Below are 20754 nucleotides of genomic sequence, written 5' to 3' on the forward strand. Positions count from 1 at the left end.
ACCTCAGCGAGAACGCCCTCGGTGAAGGCGACTTCAGGGGTGCGGTTCCCCGCACCCCTGAAGTCGCTTTTCTGCTCCGGCCGTTACCCCACCGACGAGTAGGCGATGATGCCGCGGCGCAGCCCGTCCACCGCCTTGCGGGCGGTGGACCGCAGCTCGACGTCCTCGCCCGCCGCGTCCTGGATCTGGCTGAGCACGTCGATCAGCTGCTTCGTCCAGCGGACGAAGTCGCCGGCCGGCATGTCAGCGTCGCGGAGCACCGAGTCCAGGCCGTGCCCGAGTGCCCAGCGGTAGGCGACCCAGGCGAAGCCCAGGTCGGGTTCGCGCTGGCCGACGCCCTCGGCGGTGTCGATCCGGTGCTGCTCCTCCAGCGCGTCCAGGTGGCCCCAGATGCGGACCATCCGGCCGAGCGCCTCCTTGGTGCTGCCCTCGGGCACCCGGGGGGCCATGGCGTCGTCGGACTGCCGGGCCTCGTAGACCAACGCCGAGGCGCAGGCGGCGAGTTCGGCGGCGCCCAGGTCCTTCCAGACGCCCTCGCGGATGCACTCGGAAGCGAGCAGGTCGAGTTCGCCGTAGAGCCGGCCGAGGCGCTTGCCGTCCTCGGTGACGGTGTCGCCGTGCAGATAGCCGAGGTCGGTGAGCAGACCGCAGACCCGGTCGAAGGTGCGGGCGATGGTGTGGGTGCGGGAGCGCATCTTGCGCTCCAGGACCTCGGTGTCGCGGTGCAGCCGGTGGTAGCGCTCGGACCAGCGGGCGTGGTCCTCGCGCTCGTCGCAGCCGTGGCAGGGGTGCCGGCGCAGCTCCGCCCGCAGCCGGGTGATCTCGGGGTCGTCGGCGGCCGCGGCGCGGCCCCTGCGGTGGCGCTCGGGCTCCAGGTGGCCGGCCTTGGTGCGCAGCGCGGAGGCGAGGTCGCGGCGGGACTGCGGGCTGCGCGGGTTGAACGACTTGGGGATCCGCATCCGCTCGACGGGGGTCACCGGGTACGGGAAGTCGATCATCGCGAGCCGCTTCACCTGGCGTTCGGCGGTGAGCACCACCGGCCGGGGGCCGTCCTGGTAGTCGGGGTGCCGGCTGACCCGGGCCGAGCGGCTGACCGGGGGCAGGCCGGGGTCGAGGACCAGGGCGAGCCCGGCGAACTTGCCGGTGGGCACGTGGATGACGTCGCCCGGCCTGAGCTGCTCGATCGCCTCGATGGCGGCGGCGCGGCGCTGGGTGGTGCCCTCGCGGGCGAGTTCGTTCTCCCGGTCCTTGAGGGCGCGGCGCAGCCCCATGTACTCCTCGAAGTCGCCGAGGTGGCAGGTCATCGCCTCGCGGTAGCCGTCCAGGCCCTCCTCGTTGCGCTGGACCTGGCGGGCGATGCCGACCACCGAGCGGTCCGCCTGGAACTGGGCGAAGGAGGTCTCCAGGAGTTCCCGCGAGCGGTGCCGCCCGAACTGGCCGACCAGGTTGACGGCCATGTTGTAGGAGGGGCGGAAGGAGGACTTCAGCGGGTAGGTGCGGGTGCCCGCGAGGCCCGCGAGCGCCTCCGGGTCGAGGCCGCGCTGCCAGAGCACGACGGCGTGGCCCTCGACGTCGATGCCGCGGCGGCCGGCCCGGCCGGTGAGCTGGGTGTACTCGCCGGGGGTGATGTCGGCGTGGGTCTCGCCGTTCCACTTGACCAGCTTCTCCATGACCACCGAGCGGGCGGGCATGTTGATGCCCAGTGCCAGCGTCTCGGTGGCGAAGACCGCCTTGACCAGGCCCTTGACGAAGAGCTCCTCGACGACCTCCTTGAACCTCGGCAGCATGCCGGCGTGGTGGGCGGCGATGCCGCGCTCCAGGCCGTCCAGCCACTCGAAGTAGCCGAGGACGTGCAGGTCCTCGTCCGGGATGTCGGCGCAGCGCTCCTCGACGATCTCGCGGACCTGGGCCCGCTCGCTGTCGCGGTTGAGGCGCAGCCCGGAGGCGAGGCACTGGCTGACGGCTGCCTCGCAGCCGGCCCGGCTGAAGATGAAGGTGATCGCGGGCAGCAGGCCCTCGGCGTCCAGGCGGTCGATGACGTCCACCCGGCCCGGGGTCCAGACCCGGCCGGGGCGGCCGTTCGGCATGGAGCGGCCGCGGCCTTTGCCGAACCGGTCGCGGGGGCTGCGGTCCAGTTCGGAGCGGGCGAGGCGGACGAGTTCGGGGTTGACGGCCTTGCCGGGGTTGCGCAGGTGCTCCTTGGGGCGGCCGTCGCGGTCGGGGCTGGCGAACAGGTCGTACATCCTGTTGCCGGCCATCACGTGCTGCCAGAGCGGCACCGGCCGGTGCTCGGAGACGATGACCTTGGTGCCGCCGCGTACGGTGTCCAGCCAGTCGCCGAACTCCTCGGCGTTGGAGACGGTCGCCGAGAGGGAGACCAGGGTTACGGACTCGGGGAGGTGGATGATCACCTCTTCCCAGACGGCGCCGCGGAAGCGGTCGGCGAGGTAGTGCACCTCGTCCATGACCACGTAGCCGAGACCGTCGAGGGTCTGCGAGCCCGCGTAGAGCATGTTGCGCAGCACCTCGGTGGTCATCACCACGATCGGTGCGTCGCCGTTGACGGTGTTGTCCCCGGTGAGCAGGCCGACCTTGGCGGCGCCGTAGCGCTTGACCAGGTCGGTGAACTTCTGGTTCGAAAGGGCCTTGATCGGCGTGGTGTAGAAGCACTTGCGCCCGGCCTGCAGGGCCAGGTGGACGGCGAACTCGCCGACGATGGTCTTGCCGGAGCCGGTGGGGGCGGCGACCAGTACGCCGGTGCCTTCCTCCAGGGCCTGACAGGCCTCGATCTGGAAGGGGTCGAGCGGGAAGTCGTACAGCTGCCCGAACCCGTGGAGGGCGGTGGCCTGCTCCTTGGCGCGACGGCGGGAGGCCGCGAACGCCTCCGCGGGGCTGAGCTGCTCGGTCTCGGAGGACTGGGTCTCCGGGTATGGGGGCATGGCGCTGTTCATCGGCGTCACCTCTTCTTCCCGTGGGACTGCGTCGTCCCGTGGGGCCGGCGGGGCCCGTACGGGCGGGACGGGGGTGCAGACGGCGACGCCTGCGGCTGCGGGGCCGGGCCGGACCGGGTCGGCGGTGGGGCGCAGCGGGTGTGGGTGATGTGGTGGTCGAGCATCTCAGCCTGAGATTACCCGTCGGAAGTGACATCGATAGCACTGTTTTCCGGTGCGGGATCCCGGCGGAGCGCAGGGCTACCTGTCGCGACCGTGACACTTCGCAGAGTCATCGATCAATCAGGTTCGAAGTTGCAGATGTCTTCAAGCGGTCAACTCACCATAACGATCCCAAGGGTCTTCGATCAGATTTGATCGGTTTCGATCATCTGCCGTGCTTCGCCGGACTGCTACCTACAGTCGGACCACCGAGCCCGGCAGATGGGGAACGGGCTCGTCCGCAACAGGAGGAACCGCGATGTCAAATCTGGAGACCGCGCTCAAGGAAGCGATGAGCATCGACGGCGCGATCGGGGTGGCGCTGGTGGACTACAGCAGCGGCATGGCCCTCGGCACGCTCGGTGACAACAGCGAGCTCGACATCAACGTCGCCGCCGCAGGCAACACCGACCTGGTCCGCGCCAAGATGCGCACGATGGAGCTGCTCGGACTGCTCGACAACGAGATCGAGGACATCCTCATCACCCTCTCCAGCCAGTACCACCTGATCAGGCCGCTCACCACGAGGAGCAGCCAGGGCCTGTTCCTCTACCTCGCGCTCAACCGGGGCCGGGCCAACCTGGCGATGGCCCGGCACCAGCTGCGGCGCATCGAGACCGGCCTGGAGATCTGACCGGTCCCACGACCCGAAGGGGGCGCCGCGTGCCGGTACCGCTGCACCAAGCCAAGGCCGAGTTCTTCCGGATGCTCGGCCACCCGGTCCGGATCCGGGTGCTGGAACTGCTCCAGAGCGGTCCGACCCCGGTCCGCGACCTGCTGGCAGCGCTCGACATCGAACCGTCCAACCTCTCCCAGCAACTCGCCCAGCTGCGCCGCTACGGACTGGTGACGGCCACCCGGGAGGGCTCCACCGTGGTGTACGCCCTGGCCGGGGCGGACGTCGCCGAGCTGCTGCGGGCCGCCCGGCGGATCCTCACCGAGCTGATCGCCGACCAGGGCACCCTGCTCGCCGAACTCCGCGCGGCGGACTGAGACCCCGGCTCCGTCCAGCCGCTGAGGTCCGTCGGGCGGCGGGCCTGGACGGCCGGACGGGGCCGGCGCCGCCCGCGGCGGGTGCGAGCCCGGGCACCGGCACTCCGGCGGCAACGGCCGTCAGGTGTGCAGCAGTTCACCGATCCCCTCCGCCAGCCGCAGGTACTCCCCGGCGGAGTTGTACACCTGGGCGCTGATCCGCAGCACGCCGCCGCCCGGCCAACGGGTCACCGCCACCCGGGTGTCCAGCCGCCGCCGGATCTCCTCGCGCAGCTCCCGGACGTCCTGCTCGGTCTCGGCTCGGCCGGCGGGCAGCCGTACCGCGCGCATGGCCAGGCCCGGCATGGCGGGCAGTTCGCACAGCCCGGCCCGCTGCGCCAGCAGCCGCCCTGCGTAGGCGGCGAGGGCCTCGTTGTGGGCGCGCACCCGGTCGACGCCGAGCCGTTCCAGCAGGTCGAACCCGGCGGGTGCGGCCAGCCAGGGGGTGTAGTCGCAGGTGCCGCGCCACTCGACATGGCCGGGGAAGCCCCGGTCGTGCTCCCAGGAGAGCATCAGCGGCCGCACTCGCCTCAGCCACCGGCCGCCCACCGCGAGTACCGCCGTGGCGCGCGGGGCGAAGGCCCACTTGTGCAGGTTGCCCACCCAGAAGTCCGCCCCGCCCGCCGCGCCGCCGAGGTCCACCGGCAGGTGCCCGGGGGCGTGCGCGGCGTCGACCACGGTGACCACGCCGCGTTCGGCCAGTGCGGCGAGCAGGCCCGGGGTGACGACCTGGCGCGCGGTGGGCGAGGTGACCAGGTCGAGTACGGCGGCCCTGGTGCGCTCGCCGACCGCCGCCAGCACCCGTTCGGCCACGCCGTCCGCGTCCGGGGTGTCGAGCGGGATCGCGGCCGTGCACACCTTGGCCCCGGTCTCGGCGGCACGGCGTTCCACCGCCCGGACCACCGCGCCGTAGCCGTGGTCGGTGACCAGGATCTCGTCCCCCTCGGCGAACGGGATCGAGTCGAGGACCACGGCGATGCCCTCGGTCACGTTGGTGAGCAGCGCCAGCCGGTCCGGGTGGCCGCCCAGCGCGGCGGCGACCCGGACCCGGGCACGGCCGATCCGCTCGGGCAGGTCGGCGAAGAAGCCGTCCGGGTCCCGCTCCAGTTCGGCCCGCAGCAGCGCCTGCGCCCGCTGGACGGGCAACGGCACGGCCCCGTACGAACCGTGGTTGAGGTGCGCGACGGCGGGGTCCAGACTGAACAGGTCCTTGACCCCCGGAACGGAGTGCGGCGGTAACCCGGTCACGGCCGTGCCGGCACCTGGCGATGTGTCATTCACGTGTGCTCCTCGCGTACTCGGTCTCCACGGGTCGAGCCCGGTACTCATACCCGGGTGCGGTGCCGATCCCACCGTCCCCGCCGATCCCGCCACCGCCCCGACCGGGCCGGGCCGCGGGCGCCGCCCTGTACCGTCCAGGAGACGGAGCACCAACAGCCCTCCCGTACCGGAGAGTCGCACATGACCGAAGACTGGCAGCGGACCCGCGCCTGGGTGCGGCGGCACCTGGCCCCCGGCGAGGAGATCGTGCGGGCCGAGCGGATGGCCGGCGGATGGACCTCGACCATGCGCCGACTGCACGTCCACGGACCGGACGGCGAACGGCGGTTGGTGCTGCGCTCGTTCGTCCGACCGTTCTACCTCAGGCACGCGGACGGGCTGCTGCGCCGGGAGTCCGGGGTGCTCCGGCTGCTCGACGGCCTCGCCGGGCGGCCGGTTCCGGCGGCGCGGCTGGTGGCGGTGGATCCCGGCGGCGAGCACTGCGACCATCCCTCGCTGCTGATGACGCTGCTGCCGGGCTCGGTGCGACTGGACCAGGGGACGGCGGGTGCGCGGATCCCGTTGCTGGCCGACCAGTTGGCGCGGATCCACCGCACGCCGGCCGCCGGGGCGGACCGGCCGCGCGCGTACCAGGCCTGGGTCACCCCCGGCTCGGTCCGGATACCCGAGCCGACCGGGCGGCCCGGGCTGTGGCAGCGGGCCGTCGATGCGATCCGGCAGCCGGCTCCCCCGTTCCGGGGGTGCTTCCTGCACCGGGACTTCCACCCGGGGAACGTGCTCTTCACCGACGGCGGCACCGGCGGCACGCCGCGGATCGGCGGGGTGGTGGACTGGGTCGAAACCTCCTGGGGCCCGGCCGAGTTGGACCTCGCCCACTGCTCCACCGCACTCGCCCTGCTGCACGGCGTCGACACCGCGCTGCACCTGGAGCGGGAGTACCTGGCCGCGGGTGGGCGGCTGGGCCCGCACCAGCGGTACTGGCGGCTGCTGGACGCGCTGGCCTTCGCGCCGGACGCGGAGAAGGTGGCCGTTCCGTGGCGCGAGCTCGGCCGCACCGATCTGACCGCCGAGGTGCTGCGGGGCCGCCTGGAGGACTACCTCGCCGTTGTGCTCGAGCAGTACCGCTGACCGGGCACGGCTCGGCAGGGATCAGTAGCCGTACGCCTCCGCACCCGAACCCAGCAGGGCGAACGCCGTATCGGCGTCGGCGACCGCCCGGTCGGCGGCCTCGGGCAGCGGCGTACCGGCGGCGAGGCGGGACCAGTTGGTGAACGCCAGGGTCTGGTGCATGCCGAGGCACTGGGCCGCCACCAGCCGGGCGGTCAGCTCGGACGCCGCGCCTCCGGCCTCGGTGACCGCCTCGGCCAGGGCCTGGGCCAGCGCGTCGGAGTCGGCGGCCATGTAGTCCAGCAGGTGCGAGGAGAGGCTGGGCGTCTCGTAGACCAGGCGGCGGAAGGCCAGCACCTCGGGGTCGGTGCACAGGCCGGTGATCGGATCGCGCTCGGCCAGCCGCGCCAGGTAGTGCCGTCGCAGGGCCGCCAACGGAGTCTCGCCCGCCGCCCGGGAACGGACCACTCGGCCGAACTCGCCCTGGTGGTCCGCGATCTGATGCAGGACCAGCTCCTCCTTGCTGGCGAAGTACCGGAACAGGGTCGGCTTGGAGACCTCGGCCGCCGCCGCGATCTCGGCCACCGAGACCTGATCGAACCCGTTGGCCAGGAAGAGCCTGATCGCGGCGTCGGCGATCGCGTTGCGGGTGCGTTCCTTCTTGAGGGTCCGCAGACCTCCGGGTTCGCTCATATGGCAATCATAACCCGGATACTTTTGTTACTCGGTTGCAGTTCTTACCGAGTTGCGATTTGATGACTGCACCGCACCGTTTCTGGGAGGGAGCAGCAGTCATGTCATCGACCGTGCTGATCGTGGGGGCCGGGCCGACCGGCCTCACACTGGCGTGCAGTCTGGCCAGGCAGGGGGTGGGCGTCAGGGTCATCGAGAAGTCGCCCGGGTTCCAGACCGGCTCGCGCGGCAAGGGGCTCAATCCGCGCAGCTTGGAGGTCCTGGCCGACTTCGGCATCACCGAGCGACTGCTGGGCGCCGGGCGCGAGCGCGAGGTGTTCCGCAAGTACTTCGACGGCGAGTTCATCACCGACACCGACCCGCACGAGGACATCCGCCGAACCCCCGACGTCCCTTACCCGCGCGGGCTGTTCCTGCCGCAGACCAGGGTGGAGCAGGCGCTCCGGGAGGTGCTGGCCGGGTACGGCGTCGAAGTCGAACTCGGCTGTGAGCTGGCCGGGTTCGACCAGGACGAGACGCGCGTCACCGCCCGGCTGGCGAGCGGCGAGGAGATCCCCGCCGACTACCTGGTGGGGTGTGACGGCGGGCGCAGCACCGTCCGCAAGCGGCTCGGCATCGCCTTCGAGGGGTCCGGCGACCGGGAGACCGCGATGGTGGTCGGCGATGTCGAGCTGGAAGGGCTCGAACCGGGCTACTGGCACCAGTGGTTCAGCGCGAAGGGCGCCCTGCTGCTCTACCCGTTCGAGTCCACCACGACCTGGCAGTTCCAGGCGAACCCCGAACGGGACGCGGACGGGCGGCCGGTGGAGCCCTCGCCGGAGGGCTTCCAGCGCATCATCGAGCAGCACACCGGCCGCACCGACGTGCGGGTGGTCGGCACGAGCTGGATCTCCACCTGGCGGGTCAACGTCCGGCTGGCGGAGCGCTACCGGGTCGGCCGGGTGCTGCTCGCCGGGGACGCCGCCCATGTCCACCCGATCGCGGGCGGTCTCGGCATGAACACCGGCATCCAGGACGGCTGGAACCTCGGCTGGAAGCTGGGCTACGTCCTCACCGGCCAGGCCGGTCCCGGGCTGATCGACAGCTACCCGGAGGAGCGCCGGCCGGTCGCCGCCCGCACCCTGGACATCACCACGGCCGCGATGACCACCGTCGCCGAGCGCTCCCGCACACCCGGCGTCGGCCTCGAGGTGGTCCGCTCCGACGACACCACCGGCCTCAACGTCGGCTACCGCTGGAGCAGCCTGGCGACGGACGGCCTCGACGGTGTCCTCCAGGCCGGCGACCGCGCGCCGGACGCCCCGCTCACGGACGGCGAGGGCCGCATTGTCCGGCTCTTCGAGCTGTTCGCGGGCAGCCACTTCACCCTGCTCGCGTTCGGCTGCCCGGCTCCGCGACTCGACGGTCCGGTGCGGGGTTTCGCCGTCGACGCGGGCGAGGACCCGCTGTACGACAAGGACGGGCACGCCCGCCGCGCGTACGGGATCGAGGGCCCGGCGCTGGTCCTGGTCCGTCCGGACAACCACATCGCGCTGACGGCCGGGTCGGACGGCGAGGAGGCGGTCCGCGGCTATCTGCGCCGGCTGCGCGGACTCTGACGCCGAAGAAGCCGCGGGTGGGCGGCCGGTCGTGAGTGACCGGCGAGCCGTGGGTAGCCGACCGTCAGCTGGCGCCACCGTCCGCACTCCTTCGTACCATCTGCACAGGTCACCGTGGGGCCGGGTCGTTCGGGTAGCAGCGGGCGGACAGATCTCGCGGACAGTTGCGGTGCGCAGGGAGGGACAAGTGCCCACGGTCGGTTCGTTGACCACGATGGCGGAGCTGTCGCTGGAGTTCGCGGCGGGTGCCGCCGAGCGCGGAGCGGGGCGGGAGGTGGTCGGCGTGGCGCTCGCGCCGGGCGACGGCCACCACCCACCCGGGAGCGCCTCGCGGGAGGCCCCGGACTCCGCGGAGGTCACGGACGTCACGGATGTCACGGACGTCATGGACTTCGCGAACTCCACGGAGCTCGCCGGCCGGCTGGTGCGGGTCGATCCCGCGCCCGGTGGCTGGGCCGAGGACGGTCGGCGGGCGGCCCGGGTCGTCGGGCGGTTCGCGGCCGCCCGGGTGGCGGCGGTGGCCGTTCCCGCCGAGCGGCCCGAGGCGGTGCCGGCCGCCCTGGCCGAGGCGGCCGCACGGCACGGCGTGGCCCTGCTGACGGTCGCCCCCGAGGTGTGCTGGGCACGGATCGCGCAGGTGATCGGTGACGAGCGGCTGCGCGAGGCTCGGGAGCGGCTCGCCGAACTGGAGCAACTCCTCGCCCTGGCGGGGAAACACGGCTCCCCGGAGCGGCGCGCGCAGCGGCTGGTCGGCTGGCTGGCCCAGGCGGTGGGCGGCGCGGTCACCCTGACCGGCGGCCCCGCCGGCCTCGGTCGGCTCGGCGCCCCCGCCACGGCGTTCAGCGTGCTGGCCGCCGCCCGGCAGTTGGCCGGGGAGGTGGCACAGGGGCGGCTCGGCTCAGCCGCGATCGACGACGGCGAGCTGCGGATACGAGTCACCGCGATCGGCCCCGGCCGCCCGTTCCCGGTGCTGGCGGTCGGCCGGACGTCCCCCTTCGACGCCCGCGGCCACGCGCTGATCGCTCACACCGCCGCACTGCTGGCACCGATCCTTCAGCTCGGCGCGGCCAGGACGGACGTCGAGCGCCTCGACGAGGTGGCGGCGGCCCTGCGGGTCGCGGTGTTCCAGCTGCTGATGGGCGGTGAGGTGACGCTCGCCCAGCGGACGGCCGAGGGCCTCTCCCCGGGCCTGCTGGACGCGGAGACCGCCCGGGTGTACGTCCTGGAAGGGCCCGCCGCCGAGCGTGACCGGCTGGCACGGGAGTGCGCGGCGGCGACCGGCGGGCGGGCACTGGTGGTCCGCTGCCCGGCCTACGACCAGCACCTGATCATCGTCGCCCCACTGAAGAGTCCCCCCGGCCCGGAGCCCGAGGACGGGTGGGACAAGGCCGGTGCGGCGCTGCGCGCGCTCGTCGCCCGGCACCCCGGGCGCTACCTGGGCGGCAGCGCGGTGCTCCCGCTCGCGCAGACCGCCGGCTCGTACGGCGACGCCGCCCGCGCCCTGGCGGTGGCTCGGCTGCAACCGAGCCGTTCGGCGCTGTACGCGGCGGAGAGCCGACTCACCCAGGTCCTCGACCCCGCGGTCGCGGCCCGCTGGGCGGGCGGACTGCTGCGTCCGCTGCACACGCTGCCGTACGCGAGCCAGGACCAGATGCTCGGCACGCTGCACCTCGGCCTGGAGTTCCCGGCCACCAGCGCCGCCAAGATCCTCGGGGTCAGCCGGAACACCGTCCGCGCCCGCCTCGACCGTGCGGCCGGCCTGCTCGGCCTGGACCTCGCAGGGCTGCGCGGACGGGCGGTGCTGCACCTGGCCCTGCAAGCCTCCTCGGCCGCCGGCCCGGACCAGCTCTGCGGCTCCTCGCACCGCCCGGATCCGGAGCGGCCGGTACCCCTGGCGAACGTCCTCGCCGGCGCGGGCGCCCAGGCCTGGGCGGAGGCCCTGCTGCGCCGCCTCACCGAGGACACCCGCGACCTGCGCGGCACCCTGCTCACCTGGCTGACCGTCGACACCGGCGTCGAGCGGACCGCCCGGCTGCTGGAGCTGCACCCGCAGACCGTAAGGGAGCACCTGCGCAGCGCCGAACGACTGCTCCAGCGCCAACTGCTGGCCGGCGGCGGTGGGTTGTACGAGACGGCGCTCGCCTTCGCCGTCCGGGGCGAACTGGACCTCACCGAGCCGGCCGCCGGCCCCACCACCGGGCCGGCGTCAAGTCCGCTCTGACAGCGGCACCGAGTCACCGCAGGTCAGGGGAACGGACCGTGCACCGGTGACGGTTGCGGCCCGGTCAACCGTGCACCGGTGCGGTACCGCCCGGACGGGCAGCCGTCCTAGAGTCAACGCATCGGCCGACACGGGGGACGGCCGGTCCCATACTCACCGGGCGGCGGACCCGCTGCTGCTGCGACCTCGGTCGCCGACCCCGCCCGGTGGCAAGGGTGCTCACCAGGTGCCGTCCGCTGTCCACATCGCGGCGGCCCTGGTGAGCGACGGGGCATCCCGGCGTCTTCAGCCGGTCACGACGTGTCCGGCTCCGGAGTCCGGCACTCCCGACATCCGGGTGCACCGGCCAGCAGGAGCCAACGCCCACCTCGGTCGTGTCCGATCGGTAGGGTGATCGGACCCGGGAACCCGTATCGGACCGAACGAGCGACTCAGTGCGTTCGGCGACGAGTTGATCGAGATCCACCGCTGGCTCCGCGAGGAACTGACCCGGCTGCGCGCGAATGTCGACTCCTCCGCCTGAACCCCCGGACCGCCCGGCCGGAGTCCGGCTCCCGGCGAGTACCCGCCGAGCATCTCCCAGGGCTCCGGCGCCGCCGGCCGGCCGGGCTCGTACCCGGTCCGCGGCCGGCTGCAAACCGGTCGGGCGCGGCATGCCGAGCGGCTGGCCGCCGCGGCCCGACCGGGGCTCGGTCAACGGCGCAGCGGGCCCTCACAGGTGTAGTCGGCGGTGCCGGCCTTGCCGTTCGGCCAGATGTCGACCTTGCCGAAGTAGCAGTTCATGTCGTCGAAGTTGTTGACGCTGCCCTTCGTCCGCTTGAGCAGGAAGTAGTCGACCGTGTCCGACATGTCCTTGAACACCGCGTCGCCGTCGGCGGAGTCGGACAGGTTGGCGGTGATCCTGCCGGTGCAGATGTAGCGCATCGGCTTGTTGTTCCAGTCGCCGTTGTTCTTGCAGACCGGCGTGGCACCGGTCGCGGCGGCGAAGGCGGACTGCACCGAGGAGGCGTACGCGAAGGTCAGCGAGTTGTCGGCGACGTAACTGGTACTGGGGACGTACAGGTTGTCGAGGTTCTTGATCTGCTCGTCCAGGAAGGCGCTGTACTCGGCGTTCAGCGCGGCGTCGTCGGAGACCTTGTCCCGCCAGCCCTCGAAGCCGGCCGGGTCGTCGGCCCGCTGGTAGCCGTACATCTCGCGGATCAGCGAGGGGTGCTTCTGCCACAGGAACTCGAAGAACGTCCCGGCGTAGTTGTAGAAGTGGAACGCCGGCGTGTCGCTGTACTTGGCGTGGATGAGCTCCTTGACCGTCATCCGGGGGATGCCGGCCGCCTCGTCCTGGGCGAGCTTGGCGACCAGCGACTTGCGCACCAGGATGCCCTGGTCCCGGGTGGAGCCGTCGAAGAACTCGGCCGTCCCCTCGTCCATCGCGGTGGTCATGTCGTCGTGGTACCAGCGGTCGTCGCCGAAGTAACCGGGCACCGCCCACCGGCCGTTGAGGTAGTGGGTGTACTCGTGCCGGAACAGCTCCTCCAGGGTGAGGGTGGAGTCCTGCGGCACCCGGCGCTGGTAGGTGTAGAAAGTGGCGCCGTTCTCGATGTAGATGCCGCCGTTGTTGGTGCTCATCCCGGTGAGCAGCGGGTGGTAGACCTCGTAGTCGGCGCGCGAGGCGTACAGGTGGATGTGCAGTGTGGAGTTGACGTCGCCGGCGAGCGGCTGGTCGGTGCCCAACACCCGGAAGAACTGGGTCTTCACCTGCTTGCTGGCGTAGTACATCTGGTCGACGGTGGCCTTGTCGAGTGCGGTGTGCACCTCGATCGCACCGTTGTCGTACTTGTAGGTGTACGGGAAGATCCGGGCCTCGATCTGGTCGGTGCAGACGCCGAACTGGGCGCACACGCCGTAGGTGTTGGCCCAGCCGACCACCTTGACCCAGGGGTCGGAGAACTCCCCGAAGGCGGACTTGGTGAGGTCGAGCAGCGGGCCGATGTCGGCGGTCACCGCGGCCTTGAGCGAGGCTATCTGGCCGAACCGGCCGTACTCGGCGACGGCGTCGCGGGCCAGCCAGGCGTTGGCGGTTCCCTTGAGGTAGCCGGCGCTCGCGAAGGAGCGGAAGGCCGCGCGGTAGTCGGCGTCGGCGGCGACGGCGGCCGTGAAGGCCGCGTCCTGGTTGTAGATGCCGAGGTAGTTGACGTTCAGCGCGGAGAGCGCGGCGCCGCTCCAGGCGGCGTTGTCGGCTAGCGCACTGCCGGGGCCGAACTTGCCGAGGATCCGCTTGACCAGCCCGAGGTTGTTCTGGCGCATCCCGCTGCTGCCCGCGACGATGCCGAGTTCGCGCATGGTGTAGCCGGCCGCGTCGGCGGTGTCCCAGGCGTGCGGGCCGGCGGTGTGGGCGTCGATGGCGCGCTGCATGGCGGCGAGGGTGGCGGGGTCGGTGGTGCCGAGCTCGGGGTGGGTGAAGTCGTGGTAGACCACGGCGTGCAGGAAGGTCCACAGCTCGTACAGGTGGACCGAGCCGGTGCCGTCGTCCGAACCGGCGCTCTGCGCGATGCGGTTGGCGACGGCCTGGACGTGCGCCTGGTCCATGGTGCCGGCGAAGCGGGCGTCCCAGGTCCACAGGATGCCGTTCAGGCAGCCGTCGGCGGTGACCGCCGGGTCGGTGAGGAACCCCACCAGCTGCGTCGGGTCGAGGCCGGTCAGGCCGTCCACGGTACAGGGCACTCCGGCCGCCGTACGGGCAACCACCCGGTGCGGGGCGGGAGTCAGATCGGCCGCGGTGGGGGCCGGTCGGCCGACCTGGGCGGGGAGCGCGCCGGGGATCCGCGCGGTTCCGAGCGAACCTCCGCCGGGCGCGGGGGCGGCGGCGCCGGTCCTGGCGACGGCGGTGCCGAGGTGGTCCACGTCGTCGTAAGCGGTGGGGTCGGGCGTCGGCACGGTCCTCGGCGTGGTGGCCGCGGTGCGTGCGGCGGAGGCGGCGGTGTGTGCGGTGGAGGCGGTTGGCGCCGGGGTGAGGGCCTGCGCGGTCTGGACGGCCGGCAGCGTCAGGGACGCCGCGATGGCCGCCGCGAGCAGAACCCGACGCGTGGTGTGCGTAGTTGACACCTGTGCTCCTGTGGGAGTGGGGGTGGTGGGGGGGATGGAGCGGTGCAGCTGTTCGTCGGTGCGCCGTCGAACACGCCCCGGGCCGTGCCGCGGTCGGAGAGGGGATCACAGCGGCGGTACGGCGACGGGAGGGTCCGATCCTGTGGGGGGCTGGCGCCCTGGGGTGTGACCCGTAACATAGTAATGTGAAATTGCACAGACAAGTGGGCGGCCGGCCCGTTATCGAGCCGTGTCCTGACAAGACGTCAACTCGCCTTTCACGCAAGGTAAACAGCCGCAGCTCAGAAGGGACCTCCGAGGTGACCACCGACCCCGGGCTCAACACCGGCAGCCATGACCTCCCCGTCAGCCCCGCCCTGAGCGCCTTCATGGGCACCGGCTGGGCCGCCACTCCCCTGCCATCGGGCCAGCGGGCGGCGGCGTACCGGTTCACCCCGGCCCGCCGGGCCAGACTCACCGCTGCCTTCCCCGGCGAGCGACTCATCGTCCCGGCCGGGCAGTTGAAGGTCCGCAGCAACGACTGCGACCACCGCTTCCGCCCGCACAGCGCCTACGCCCACCTCACCGGGCTGACCGGCGAGGACCAGGTCGGGCACGTCCTGGTGATCGAACCCGACGGGGAGGCCGTGCTCCATGTCCGCCCGCGCTCACCGCGTGGCGGCCCGGGCCCGTACGCGGACGAGTTCTACCGCGACCGCCGCTACGGCGAGTTCTGGGTCGGCCGCCGGCCCGACCTGGCCGAGACCGAGCAGCTCACCGGCATCCGCACCGCCCATCTGGACGACCTGGCGAAGCTGCTGACCGGCCATCAGCCACCGACCCGGCTGCTCGCCGGGGTCGACCCGCGAATGGACGGGGCACTCGGCCGGCCCACCGGACCCGAGGACGCCGCGCTCGCCGCCACCCTCTCCGAACTGCGACTGGTCAAGGACCGCTGGGAGGTGGAGCAGCTCCAGCTCTCCGTCGACCACACCACCACCGGCTTCGAGGACGTGGTCCGCGCCCTGCCCACCGCACTGCGCCACGGGCGCGGCGAACGCTGGCTGGAGGGAACGTTCAACCTGCGCGCCCGCGCCGAGGGCAACGGCACCGGCTACGAGACCATCGTCGCCTCCGGCGCGCACGCCTGCGTACTGCACTGGATCCGCAACGACGGCCCACTCGACCCCACCCAACTCCTGCTGTTGGACGCGGGCGTGGAGACCGACACCCTGTACACCGCCGACATCACCCGGACCCTCCCGCTCGGCGGCACCTTCTCGCCCGTCCAACGGGACGTCTACCAGCTGGTGCTGGCCGCCCAGGACGCCGCGATCGCGACCCTGAAACCCGGCGCGAGCTTCCGCGACTTCCACCGGGCGGGCATGCGCGTGATCGCCGAGGGGCTGGCCGAGTGGGGCGTACTGCGGATGTCCGCCGAGGAGGCGCTGCACGAGGACTCCGGCCTCTACCGCCGCTACACCCTCTGCAGCAGCGGCCACATGCTCGGCCTGGACGTTCACGACTGCGCCAGAGCGCGGCGGGAGACCTACCTCGACGGCGTACTGGAGGAGGGCATGGTCCTCACCGTCGAGCCGGGTCTCTACCTCCAGCCGGATGACCAGACCCTGCCCCTGGAACTCCGCGGCATGGGCGTGCGGATCGAGGACGACCTCGTCATCACCGCCGACGGCGCCCGCCTGATGTCGGGAGCGCTGCCCCGCACCGTCCCCGCGATCGAGGAGTGGATGGGCACCCTGCTCTCCTGACGGGCCACCAAGTCACCGCTGTCCCGTCTCCGTCCGGCCGTCGCCCTTGCACCGCGTCACCGGTCCCTACCGAGCCGCCTCCGCCTCCGTCCACAGCTGCCGGGTGATCTCCGCCGCCGGGCCGCTCCGGGCCAGCGCGTGGGCGGTACCGGCCCACAGGTGCATCCCGTCCGCATCGCCCCGCGCCGCGGCCGCGGCCCGCAGCGGACGGGTCAGGTGGTGGACCTCGGGGTAGGCGGCAGGCGCGTACGACTCGTAGCGGTCGATGAAGGCGTTGCGCAGCCCGCGTGCCGGACGGCCGGTGAACGCCCTGGTCACCACCGTCTCGGCGAAGCGCTCGTCCACCAGCGCCGCCCGGTACGCCGCATTCGCGCCCGACTCGTCACTGCGCAGGAACGCCGTGCCCAGCTGCACCGCCGCCGCACCGGCCGCCAGTGCGGCGGCGATCGCCGCACCGTCGCCCAGGCCGCCGGCCGCGATCAGCGGCAGCGAGGTCTCCTTTCCCACCTGCGCCAGCAGTTCGAGCAGCGGCGTCTCCCCCGGCGTGTCCTGGGCCCGGTGGGTACCCCGGTGGGCGCCCGCCTCCGGCCCCTGCACCGCCAGCGCGTCCAGCCCCAGCCCGGCCGCCGCGCGGGCCTCCTCGACCGAGGTCACGGTCCCGATCTGCCGACTGCCCGCCGCCCGCAGCGCCGCCACCTCCGCCGCACTCGGCAGCCCGAAGGTGTACGACACCACCGGGACCGGGTCGGCCAGCAGCGCCTCGACCTTGGCGTCCCAGTCGTCCCGGTCCGGCGCGATCCGCTCGGGCAGCTCCACACCGAGCCGCTCGGCCTCCGGACGCAGCCGCTCCCGGTAGGCGGCCACCTCCGCCTGGTCGGACGGCTCGCCGGGCACGAACAGGTTCAGCCCGAACGGCTGGTCGCTCAACTCCCGCAGCCGGGCGATCTGTTCGGTCATCGCCCGGGCCGTCAGATAGCCGGACGCCAGGAACCCCAGACCGCCCGCACCGTTCACCGAAGCCACCAGCGCGGGCGTGGACGCCCCACCAGCCATCGGCGCGGCCACCACCGGAACCGCAAGCCGCCCCAGCACATCCGCCACCGCCATGCCTCCCTCGCCCGATTTCGGTTCGCTTCACCCTACGTCCAAGCTGACTGACGAACCGTCAGACTTCGGCATGGTTCGGCCTGCTCGGTGAATTGGTCGAGCAGCGGGGCGAATTCCCTCACCGCCGACGAGGCTCGCACCTTCCCCACCTCCACCAACGGGCACCGAGTGCAGGCCCTGTTCGAGCTCGCGCTCCGCACCGGACCACGCAAGGGCGAACTCCTCGGCCTGCACTGGGAAGACCTCGACCTCGACGCCGGCACGGCCAGCATCCGCCGTACCCTCCAACGCACCCGCACCAGCGGCCTCACCACCCTGCCGACCAACGGTGTCTGGTTCGCCGACTTCAACGGCGACAGCCACGCCGACTGCCTTTACACCAACCCCGACAACAGCGTCGACGCCGCCTTCTGGAACGGCGGCGACGGCAAGGGCGGCTGGACCAACCGCGGCAGGGTCGCCAGCGGCGCCTGACACCCGCCCTCAGGCTCGACGGCCTTCCGCGGCGCCGCCGGAGAGGCAGCCCCGGCTCACCGGAACCGGGGCTGCCCCCGAACCAAGAACCGGCGCGCCCCGCCCCCGCTCACGCCGGCCGGATCAGTCCGCTCGCCAGTCCGGCCGCGATCGCGCCCGTCCGGCTGTCGACGCCCAACTTGTCGTAGATGTGCACCAGATGCGTCTTGACGGTGGCCTCGCTGATGAACAGCCGCCTGGAGATCTGGCGGTTGGCCAGGCCCTCGGCGAGCAGTTGCAGGATCTCCGCCTCGCGCGGGGAGAGGGTCGGCCGGCCCGCCCTGACCCGGCCCAGCAGCCGGGCCGCGACCGGCGGGGCGAGCACGGTCTCGCCCCGGGCGGCGGCGTGCACGGCGGCGGCCACCTCCTCGGGCGGGGCGTCCTTGAGCAGATAACCGGTCGCCCCGGCCTCGACGGCGGCGAGGATGTCGGCGTCGGTGCTGTAGGTGGTGAGGATCAGCACGGCCGGCGGGTCGGGCAGCGCGGTGATCCGCCGGGTCGCCTCGACCCCGTGCATCCCGCTGCCCATCTGCAGGTCCATCAGCACCACGTCGGGACGGACCGGCAGCGACTCCAGCAGCCGCAGCGCCTCCGCGCCCTCCGCTGCCTCGCCCACGGCGGTCACCTCGGGCAGGTCGTCCACCATGGCGCGCAGCCCGCGCCGGACCACCGGGTGGTCGTCCACCAGCAGGACCCGGATCACCGCGCCACCTCCGTCAGCACGCTCTCCGCCGTCCCGATCGCCCGCAGCGGCAGCGAGACCGCGACGGCGGTGCCCTCTCCGGGCGCCGACTCCACCGTGAGGCGGCCGCCGAGCGCCGCGATCCGCTCGCGCATGCCGTGCAGGCCGAAGGTCGGCCGTCCGGAGTCCGGCCGGGCGTACGGGTCGAAGCCGACACCGTCGTCGAACACGTCCAAGGTCACCTCGTCGTCGAGATAGCTGAGGGTCACCGCGATCCGCCCCGCCCGGGCGTGCCGGACGGCGTTCGCCAGCGCCTCCTGGGTGAGCCGCAGCAGCGCCACCTCGGCCTCGACCGGCAGCGGGTACGGATCGCCGTCGAGCCGCAGTTCCGCACCGGCGGCGCCGGCCAGCCGGCGCAGCGCCTCGGTGAGGGTGGCGTCGTCCAGCGCGGGTGGGGTGAGTGCCTGGACGAACCGGCGGGCCTCGGCGAGGTTGGCGGAGGCGGTCTGCCCGACCTCGCGGATCCGCTCCGCCGCCGTCGCCGGATCCTGTGGCAGCGCCGACTCCGCCGAGCGGGCCAGCAGCACGATGCTGGACAGGCCCTGGGCCAGGGTGTCGTGGATCTCCCGGGCCAGCCGCTGCCGCTCGGCGAGCCGCCCGGCCTCCCGCTGGCTGGCGGCGAGTTCGTCCCTGGCCCTGACCAGGTCGTCGATCAGCCGCTGCCGCTCCCGGCTCTCCCGGTACAGCGCGGCGTACCCGTAGGCGGTGAGCAGCGCGACGGCCGCGCCCGCGAGCGGTCCGAGCACCTTGGCGGTGGTCAGCCCGCCCTCCGTGGTGGCCTGGGCACCGATCACGATGCCGGTGAGCCCGGCGACGGCCGCCAGGCCCCAGCGAACGGGCATCAGGTGCAGACAGACGAAGTAGAGCGGGAACGCCAGGTAGCAGAACTCGGGATGCAGCAGGGTCAGCGCCACCCAGAGCGCCAGCACGGCGGCCGTCCAGGCAGCCGCCCACCACCGGCTCCGCCGGACGCGCTCGAAGGCGCCGCCGCTCAGGTACACGGCGGCGAGCAGGACGGCGGTGGCCAGGCCGGCGGTGCCGAGGCCGCCGGTCAGCACGCCCCGGACGGCCAGGACACCCAGCAGGGTGAGGAACAGCCCGTGCAGGGCGAGGTTCGTCAGCCGCAGGGCGGGGGTGACGGCGGCATGTCCGCTCTCCCGGGATGCCGGTGGTGGTGCTTCTCTGGTCACGCCTCCCGAGGGTACGGGCCCGGATGCGGTGCTCCCCGGGGTGCGGCATCAACCGTTCGATGTATTTCGGGATGCATCGCCCGCAGGGGTTGACTCCCGTCCCTCTCCCTGATGGAACGGGCTGGCCGCGCCGACAAGGTGGAGGAGTACTCACCTCCAGCCGGGAAGGTCCCCGTGTTCGTCGCACTGCGAGACATCCAATTCGCCAAGGGCCGCTTCGCCCTGATGGGCGCGGTAGTCACTCTGATAACCACCCTGGTCGTCTTCCTCTACGGACTGACCGGCGGCCTCGCCTCCGCCGCGTCCTCCACCATCACCGGTCTGCGGGCCGACCGGATCGTGTTCGGTGCCCCGGCCGGCGCCGCACCCACGGTCTCGTTCAGCAACAGCACCGTCTCCCCCGCCCAGGCCGCCGCGTTCGCGAGCGCACCCGGCGTGTCCTCGGCCAGGCCGCTCGGGCTGTCGCTGACCAGGCTGACTGCGAGCGAGGCTGCCACCTCGGTGAGCGTGCTGGGGACGGACGCCGCGCTGCTGCCGCCGCTGAAGTCCGGCAGCGCCCCGGCTGAGGGCCAGCTGGCCGTGGGCAGCGACACGGCGGCGGCGTACCACCTGGCGCCCGGCGCGCAGGTGCAGGTCGGCCCGGAGAAGCTGACCGTCTCCGGCATCACCGAGCAGCGCTCGTTCTCGCACGCGCCGACGGTCTGGACCACCCTGTCCACCTGGGAGCAGCTGAGCGGTCAGAACCAGCCGACCGCGCTCGCCCTGAGCACCGCCTCCGGCGCCGGGCCCGGTGCACTGGACGCCGCCCAGGGGACGAAGACGGTGTCCCTCGCGGACTCGCTCTCCGGGATCAACGGCTTCGACGCCGAACAGGGCAGCCTGCAGATGATCCAGGGCTTCCTGTTCGTGGTGAGCGCGCTGGTGGTGGGGGCCTTCTTCACGGTCTGGACGGTGCAGCGCAAGCCGGACATCGCCGTGCTCAAGGCGGTCGGCGCGAGCAGCGCCTACCTGGTCCGGGACGCGCTGGCGCAGGCGGCGGCCGTCCTGTTCGGCGGGGCGGTGCTGGGCGGACTCGCGGGAGCAGTGGGCGGGGTGTTCGCGGCCTCGGCGGTGCCGTTCGACGTGAGCGTGCTGAGCGTGGCCGTACCGGTGGCGGTGATGGTGCTGCTCGGCCTCCTCGGCGCGGTCCTGGCCGTCCGCCGGATCACCGCCGTCGACCCGCTGGCCGCCCTCGGCGCCAGTCGCTGAACCGCCGGTGCCGAACCCACCGC

General features: G+C 72.7%; 14 protein-coding genes and 1 pseudogene. 8 read left to right on the top strand and 7 right to left on the bottom strand.

The features are described 5' to 3' along the window. Window positions 1-83: 83 nt before the first annotated feature. Window positions 84-2951 carry a DEAD/DEAH box helicase gene (locus tag ABD369_RS07565; protein WP_344635465.1) on the bottom strand — a complete coding sequence of 956 codons (2868 nt, stop codon included), beginning with the start codon at window positions 2949-2951 and terminating at the stop codon, window positions 84-86. Between the two features lie 460 nt (window positions 2952-3411). Between ABD369_RS07565 and ABD369_RS07570 the strand changes: the two genes are divergently transcribed. Next, window positions 3412-3786 (top strand): hypothetical protein, encoded by a 375-nt coding sequence (locus ABD369_RS07570; RefSeq protein ID WP_344635466.1) that lies wholly within the window; start codon window positions 3412-3414, stop codon window positions 3784-3786. A 29-nt stretch (window positions 3787-3815) separates the two neighbouring features. Then, window positions 3816-4145: an ArsR/SmtB family transcription factor gene (locus ABD369_RS07575; RefSeq protein ID WP_344635467.1), complete on the top strand. Its 330-nt coding sequence runs from the start codon at window positions 3816-3818 to the stop codon at window positions 4143-4145. 120 nt (window positions 4146-4265) lie between these two features. On the opposite strand, the gene ABD369_RS07580 is transcribed toward ABD369_RS07575, so the two are convergent. Beyond that, complete coding sequence (locus tag ABD369_RS07580) at window positions 4266-5465, bottom strand: aminotransferase class V-fold PLP-dependent enzyme (RefSeq protein WP_344635468.1); 1200 nt, start codon at window positions 5463-5465, stop codon at window positions 4266-4268. 180 nt (window positions 5466-5645) lie between these two features. On the opposite strand from ABD369_RS07580, the gene ABD369_RS07585 reads away from it, so the two are divergent. Next, window positions 5646-6593, top strand: a complete 948-nt coding sequence (locus ABD369_RS07585; RefSeq protein ID WP_344635469.1) for a phosphotransferase family protein — start codon at window positions 5646-5648, stop codon at window positions 6591-6593. Between the two features lie 21 nt (window positions 6594-6614). On the opposite strand, the gene ABD369_RS07590 is transcribed toward ABD369_RS07585, so the two are convergent. Continuing rightward, on the bottom strand, window positions 6615-7265 hold the full coding sequence (locus ABD369_RS07590; protein WP_344635470.1) for a TetR/AcrR family transcriptional regulator: 651 nt from the start codon (window positions 7263-7265) through the stop codon (window positions 6615-6617). A gap of 101 nt (window positions 7266-7366) precedes the next feature. Between ABD369_RS07590 and ABD369_RS07595 the strand changes: the two genes are divergently transcribed. Further along, entirely contained in the window at window positions 7367-8863 is a 1497-nt protein-coding gene (locus ABD369_RS07595) for an FAD-dependent monooxygenase (protein WP_344635471.1), read from the top strand. Window positions 8864-9077: 214 nt separating this feature from the next. Beyond that, window positions 9078-11084 (top strand): helix-turn-helix domain-containing protein, encoded by a 2007-nt coding sequence (locus ABD369_RS07600; protein ID WP_344635709.1) that lies wholly within the window; start codon window positions 9078-9080, stop codon window positions 11082-11084. A gap of 693 nt (window positions 11085-11777) precedes the next feature. Here the strand turns inward: ABD369_RS07600 and ABD369_RS07605 are convergent. Continuing rightward, window positions 11778-14183, bottom strand: coding sequence for a collagenase (locus ABD369_RS07605; protein WP_344635472.1), 2406 nt, complete (start codon window positions 14181-14183; stop codon window positions 11778-11780). Window positions 14184-14482: 299 nt separating this feature from the next. On the opposite strand from ABD369_RS07605, the gene ABD369_RS07610 reads away from it, so the two are divergent. Next, the gene (locus ABD369_RS07610; RefSeq protein ID WP_344635473.1) at window positions 14483-15931 is read left to right on the top strand and encodes an aminopeptidase P family protein; all 1449 of its coding nucleotides are present in this window, start codon (window positions 14483-14485) and stop codon (window positions 15929-15931) included. A 66-nt stretch (window positions 15932-15997) separates the two neighbouring features. Here ABD369_RS07610 and ABD369_RS07615 read toward each other — a convergent pair whose 3' ends face one another. Continuing rightward, entirely contained in the window at window positions 15998-17032 is a 1035-nt protein-coding gene (locus ABD369_RS07615; protein WP_344635474.1) for a nitronate monooxygenase, read from the bottom strand. Between the two features lie 123 nt (window positions 17033-17155). Between ABD369_RS07615 and ABD369_RS07620 the strand changes: the two are divergent. After that, a pseudogene (locus ABD369_RS07620) lies at window positions 17156-17362 on the top strand (tyrosine-type recombinase/integrase); the annotation flags it as partial. A 259-nt stretch (window positions 17363-17621) separates the two neighbouring features. Here the strand turns inward: ABD369_RS07620 and ABD369_RS07625 are convergent. Both ABD369_RS07625 and ABD369_RS07630 read right to left on the bottom strand, forming a co-directional pair. Further along, window positions 17622-18254, bottom strand: coding sequence for a response regulator (locus tag ABD369_RS07625; RefSeq protein WP_344635475.1), 633 nt, complete (start codon window positions 18252-18254; stop codon window positions 17622-17624). Next, window positions 18251-19483, bottom strand: coding sequence for a sensor histidine kinase (locus ABD369_RS07630; RefSeq protein WP_344635476.1), 1233 nt, complete (start codon window positions 19481-19483; stop codon window positions 18251-18253). The genes ABD369_RS07625 and ABD369_RS07630 overlap by 4 nt, the downstream gene beginning before the upstream one ends. 111 nt (window positions 19484-19594) lie before the next feature. Here ABD369_RS07630 and ABD369_RS07635 point away from each other — a divergent pair, with 111 nt between their 5' ends. Next, a complete protein-coding gene (locus ABD369_RS07635) occupies window positions 19595-20731 on the top strand; it encodes an ABC transporter permease (RefSeq protein WP_425557552.1) in 1137 nt (378 codons plus the stop codon). Window positions 20732-20754 lie beyond the last annotated feature (23 nt).

The sequence above is a fragment of the Kitasatospora cystarginea genome (genome assembly GCF_039533515.1).
GTDB lineage: Bacteria > Actinomycetota > Actinomycetes > Streptomycetales > Streptomycetaceae > Kitasatospora > Kitasatospora cystarginea.